Here is a 5,017-nt window from a genome sequence, read left to right on the forward strand (position 1 = left end):
TCCCCACGCCCCTCCCCGACATCGAGTCCCAGGCCCCCGGCCTCCTCAGCGCCTACAAGGCCGCCGCCACCGCCCTGGACAACCAGGGCCTCACAGGCACCAGCGCCAAGGTCTACCTCGTGCTGGACCGCTCCGCCTCGATGCGCCCGTACTACAAGGACGGCTCCGCGCAGGCTCTCGGTGAGCAGACCCTCGCCCTCGCCGCCCACCTGGCGCCCGAGGCGACCGTCCAGGTCGTCTTCTTCTCCACGGAGCTGGACGGCACCGGCGAACTCACCCTCGCCGAGCACGACAACAAGATCGACGAACTCCACGCAGGCCTCGGCCGCATGGGCCGTACGAGCTATCACGCGGCCGTGCAGGAAGTGATCGCCCTGCACGAGAAGGCGGGCGCTCCCGCGGCTCCCGGTCTCGTGGTCTTCCAGACGGACGGTGCTCCGGACGCCAAGACCCCGGCCACCCAGTCCCTCACGGAAGCGGCGAAGAGCCACCCCGGTCTCTTCTTCTCCTTCGTCGCGTTCGGCGAGCAGGACAACAAGGCCTTCGACTACCTCCGCAAGCTGAAGTCGGAGAACACGGCCTTCTTCCACGCGGGCCCGACCCCGCGCGAGCTCACGGACACGGAGGTCTACGAGGGAGTACTGGCGAACTGGCGCCCGTGACCCGTCGCCGCCCCCTCGGCAGACCCTCCCCGGCCGCCCCCTTCTCACCCCGTAAAACGAGGAGCGGGCGGCCCACCCATGTCGGCTAGGATTTCAAGGTTCGTAAGACGGCCGAAAGTCGGAGCACCGTACGACGTGCCGTCACCTCACGTAGCGACTCGGGAGCAGCCCGCAATGGCTCGACACCTCATCACCAGCGCCCTTCCGTACATCAACGGGATCAAGCACTTGGGCAACATGGTGGGGTCCATGCTCCCGGCGGACGTGTACGCCAGGTACCTCCGCCAGCGCGGCCACGACGTCCTCTACATCTGCGGGACGGACGAGCACGGCACCCCGGCCGAACTGGCGGCGAAGGAGCAGGGCCTGCCGGTCGACGAGTTCTGCGCCCAGGCCCACGACGCGCAGAAGGCGGTCTACGACGGCTTCGAGCTGGCCTTCGACCACTTCGGCCGCAGTTCCTCCCCGCAGAACGCCGAGCTGACGCAGCACTTCGCCCGCAAGCTGAACGAGAACGGCTTCATCGAGGAGCGCGCGATCCGGCAGGTGTACTCGCCCGCCGACGGCCGCTTCCTGCCCGACCGCTACGTCGAGGGCACGTGCCCCCACTGCGGTTACGACAAGGCGCGCGGCGACCAGTGCGAGAACTGCACGCGGGTCCTGGACCCGACGGACCTGATCAACCCGCGTTCGGCGATCTCGGGTTCGACGGAGCTCGAAGTCCGCGAGACGAAGCACCTCTTCCTCCTCCAGTCGAAGCTGCAGGGGGAGGTGGAGACGTGGATCGACCATGTCGCGGACGAGTGGCCGCAGCTCGCCTCCTCCATCGCCCGCAAATGGCTGACCGAGGGCCTGCACGACCGTGCGATCACCCGTGACCTGGAGTGGGGCGTGCCGGTCCCGGCCGACACGTGGCCGGAACTGGCGGCGGACGGCAAGGTCTTCTACGTCTGGTTCGACGCGCCGATCGAGTACATCGCGTCGACGAAGGAGTGGGCGGACGCGGCCCCGGAGGAGAACCGGGACTGGAAGTCGTGGTGGTACGAGCCGGCGGGCGCGTCGGACGTGCGCTACACGGAGTTCATGGCGAAGGACAACGTCCCCTTCCACAGCGTGATGTTCCCGGCCACGGAGATGGGCGTACGGGAGCCGTGGAAGAAGGTCGACCAGCTGAAGGCGTTCAACTGGCTGACGTACTACGGCGGGAAGTTCTCCACGTCGCAGAAGCGGGGCGTCTTCACCGACCAGGCCCTCGACATCCTGCCGGCGGACTACTGGCGCTACTTCCTGATCGCCAACGCCCCCGAGTCGGACGACTCGTCGTTCACGTGGGAGCACTTCACGGCGACGGTGAACAAGGACCTGGCCGACACCCTCGGCAACTTCGTCAACCGGGTCCTGTCCTTCTCGAAGAAGCGCTTCGGCGAGGAGGTCCCGGCGGGCACGGAGGCGGGCGCGCCGGAGGCGAAGCTCGGCGAGGAGATCGCGTCGCTTCTCTCCGAGTACGAGACCCAGATGGAGGCGCTCCAGTTCCGCAAGGCCGCGACGGCGCTGCGGGCCCTGTGGTCGGCGGGCAACTCCTACCTGGAGGAGAAGGCCCCCTGGCTGGAGATCAAGACCAACCCGGAGGGCGCGGCCCTCACGCTCCGCACGGCGATGAACCTGATCCACCTCTACGCGGTGGTCTCGGAGCCCTTCATCCCGGCCTCCTCCAAGGCCATGCGCGCTGCCTTCGCCCTGCCGGACGACACGGCGGCCTGGGTGACACAGGACGAGGCGAGGTCCCTGAACTCGATCCCCACGGGCACGCCCTTCACGGTCCCCCCGGTCCTCTTCGCCAAGATCACGGACGAGGACCTGGAAACGTACAAGGAGCGCTTCGGCGGAGCACCGGAGTAACGACCGGCACCAGGCGGTACCGCGAGCTGCCGCCCCGGCCTGAGCGCTCAAGGGCCGGGGCGTAAGAGGGGGTGCGGTTCGATCTGAGACAGGGGGACGCGTGGGGCTGATGTACGGCTACGACATCTATCTGCGTCCTCGGAACGTCGCCAGGGCATTGGCCAATCTGGCCGAGCTGGCGCCGCCGGCCCGTGCCGTCCCGCCGCTTGAGATCACCCTGCCTGGCGGTGACCGGCTCGTCCTCCCGTTCACGTCCCACTTCAAGAGCGATCCGGTCGATTGCTCCACGAGCGGCGCGCTTGAGCTCGACACGTCCCTCATGGTCGACGTCGACGATGCAGCACTGCACGAGTATGCGCGGACAGGTGGACCTGGCCCCGAGGCGGACGGGCGCATCCAGATCGGGTACATCTACGCCACGATCCGGTTCGAGTCCCTCCTGCACCCTGGCTACACGTCGGTGGAGTGCTGGGCGGCGACGTCGGGGATGAGCCGCTTGTTCGCGCGCTCGGCCAACGTCAGGAAGGTGTTCACCGACCTCACCGCCGACAGCGGCGGGGTGTGCTGCCTGTTCGATACTGGCGACGGCGCCCCCGAGCAAGTGTGCTGGCTCAACGGTGAACCCACCCAGGAGACAGTCTCCGGTCCCCGCTTTCCGGATCTGCGAGCACTTGTGGCGGCTTGGTCCGACCCGAGCAGTGAGCATCCGTGAGGTCCGGGCCCGCGCCGAAGCTGTACCCGATCTCGCCGTCGCGGAGGGTGCTCAGTCGAGACAGAACTCGTTGCCCTCGATGTCCTGCATCAGGATGCAGGACTCGTTCTCGTCATCGGCGAGCAGCGTTCGTACGTGTACCGCACCGAGCGCGACCAGTCGTGCGCATTCGGCCTCCAGTGTGGCGAGGCGCTCTTCACCCACCAGTCCGGTGCCGGCCCGCACGTCGAGATGTACCCGATTCTTGACGATCTTCCCTTCGGGAACGCGCTGAAAGAGCAGGCGCGGGCCCACACCCGAGGGATCACTGCATGCGAAGTAGACGACCTGATCCTCAGGCGGCAGCGAGTGGTGGTAGTCCTCCCACGTGGCAAACCCCTCCGGGACCGGCGGCACGACGTAGCCCAACACCTCGCACCAGAAACCGGCGAGGCGCGCAGGTTCCGCGCAGTCGAAGGTGACTTGGAACTGCTTGATCGATGACATCGGCGCACCTTAACAGGGCCGCTCTGCCGCCCATGTCCGGGTTTCGGAATTGAGTCCTGGCCTCACAAAGAGATCGGCCGATACGCCAGAGCCTGATCGACTACCTCTTCGGCCGAAAGGTCCCGCTCCGGCGGCCAGAAGATCAAGTCACGGACGTGACCGGACGGGCATCCCAGGGCACTGTCGATCCTGCCCACCCAGTCGGCCACCTCGTCGTCGGAGGCGTAATCCATATTCATGATCCGCTGCACGAGGACGACCGCCTCCGCACGGCTCATCTCCGCTGCAATCATCAGGTCCCTCCGCCGCAGCCGCCGTACCGGGGCGCGGGCAGTTGAGAGTCAACTCCCCAAGGCGTACGCCACAAAGTCCGCCCATGCCTGCGGCGCGAGCGCGAGTTGAGGCCCTCCTATGTTCTTGGAGTCGCGGACATGCACCGCGCTGGAGGCAATCGCGATCTCAATACAGGAGTTGCCATCAGGACCGTCGCTGTAGCTGCTCTTGAACCACTCCAGCTCAGAGTTGTATCCGGCAGAAGCCTTACGGATCATGATTCTCCCAGCACTTGCTCAATGAAGACCAGCGTCTGTCGCGGCGTGAGAGCCTGAGCCCGGATGGTGCCATACCGGAGTTCAAGGATTCGGAGCTGCCTCGGGTCCACAGTCGGTCGCCGCCGACGGCCCTCGTCCGCCGGCACCGATACCGAGTCCGAGTCCGGACGCGGCCTGCTTCTCGTCGAGGCGTTCGCGGACCGCTGGGGCGTCGAACTCGGCCCGGTTCCCCGTAAAACCGTCTGGGCGGGACTCGATCTGGCGCCGCACGCACCGAATGCCGCGAACGTGTACTCCGGTGCTCCTGACGCTCTTCCCAAAGAACCACGCGAGGGAGAGAAACCCCACCAAGCCCCACCCCTCCCGTCCACAGCGGGCACTCACTCGCGCGAGTGAACATCACCAACTCGGCTGGTATCGGGACGGCTTGCCTGCTCTACGCTCAGCGCGGCACCACACAACTTCACCGCAGACATGCGACGGCCCTCGCCGGGACTGGCATCCCAGTGCGAGGGCCTGACCACACAGGAAGAACCTCACCTTCCCAATGGATACGCAGAACACTAGCGTGCGCCCGCGCGCCCAGGCCCGTACCGCGGGCAAAAACCGCCCGCCCCGCAGCGCCCGCACGAACACCCACCCGGGCAGCGGCATCACGCACGACAACTCCCGCCACACCACCCGCTTCACGGTGATCGGCAACCACC

The 5,017-nt window shown here is 66.9% G+C and carries 6 protein-coding genes and 1 pseudogene; 3 read left to right on the forward strand and 4 right to left on the reverse strand.

Annotated features, from left to right (window positions below):
• The 3 genes from AOK01_RS32245 to AOK01_RS32255 all read left to right on the forward strand — a co-directional run.
• Nucleotides 1-662, forward strand: a 662-nt coding sequence (locus tag AOK01_RS32245; protein ID WP_157871569.1) for a VWA domain-containing protein, incomplete at its 5' end; no start/stop codon positions are given.
• Nucleotides 663-836: 174 nt separating this feature from the next.
• Nucleotides 837-2,561 (forward strand): methionine--tRNA ligase, encoded by a 1,725-nt coding sequence (gene metG, locus AOK01_RS32250; protein WP_055517912.1) that lies wholly within the window; start codon nt 837-839, stop codon nt 2,559-2,561.
• 109 nt (nt 2,562-2,670) lie between these two features.
• Entirely contained in the window at nt 2,671-3,273 is a 603-nt protein-coding gene (locus tag AOK01_RS32255; protein ID WP_245702511.1) for a hypothetical protein, read from the forward strand.
• A 51-nt stretch (nt 3,274-3,324) separates the two neighbouring features.
• On the opposite strand, the gene AOK01_RS32260 is transcribed toward AOK01_RS32255, so the two are convergent.
• The 4 genes and pseudogenes from AOK01_RS32260 to AOK01_RS45575 form a co-directional block, all read right to left on the reverse strand.
• Nucleotides 3,325-3,759, reverse strand: coding sequence for a VOC family protein (locus tag AOK01_RS32260; RefSeq protein ID WP_055517917.1), 435 nt, complete (start codon nt 3,757-3,759; stop codon nt 3,325-3,327).
• 62 nt (nt 3,760-3,821) lie between these two features.
• Nucleotides 3,822-4,052 (reverse strand): bacteriocin immunity protein, encoded by a 231-nt coding sequence (locus AOK01_RS32265; protein WP_055517918.1) that lies wholly within the window; start codon nt 4,050-4,052, stop codon nt 3,822-3,824.
• Between the two features lie 48 nt (nt 4,053-4,100).
• A complete protein-coding gene (locus AOK01_RS41900) occupies nt 4,101-4,310 on the reverse strand; it encodes a DUF397 domain-containing protein (RefSeq protein WP_079103935.1) in 210 nt (69 codons plus the stop codon).
• Nucleotides 4,307-4,429 (reverse strand): annotated as a pseudogene (locus AOK01_RS45575) (transcriptional regulator); the annotation flags it as partial. The pseudogene AOK01_RS45575 and the gene AOK01_RS41900, both read right to left, overlap by 4 nt.
• Nucleotides 4,430-5,017 lie beyond the last annotated feature (588 nt).

It is taken from the genome of Streptomyces aurantiacus, from assembly GCF_001418335.1.
Classification (GTDB): Bacteria; Actinomycetota; Actinomycetes; order Streptomycetales; family Streptomycetaceae; genus Streptomyces; species Streptomyces aurantiacus.

Coding starts and splice junctions, on each gene's coding strand:
- metG (WP_055517912.1), top strand. CDS start 837: ATGGCTCGACACCTCATCACCAGCGCCCTTCCGTACATCAACGGGATC.
- AOK01_RS32255 (WP_245702511.1), top strand. CDS start 2,671: ATGTACGGCTACGACATCTATCTGCGTCCTCGGAACGTCGCCAGGGCA.
- AOK01_RS32260 (WP_055517917.1), bottom strand. CDS start 3,759: ATGTCATCGATCAAGCAGTTCCAAGTCACCTTCGACTGCGCGGAACCT.
- AOK01_RS32265 (WP_055517918.1), bottom strand. CDS start 4,052: ATGATTGCAGCGGAGATGAGCCGTGCGGAGGCGGTCGTCCTCGTGCAG.
- AOK01_RS41900 (WP_079103935.1), bottom strand. CDS start 4,310: ATGATCCGTAAGGCTTCTGCCGGATACAACTCTGAGCTGGAGTGGTTC.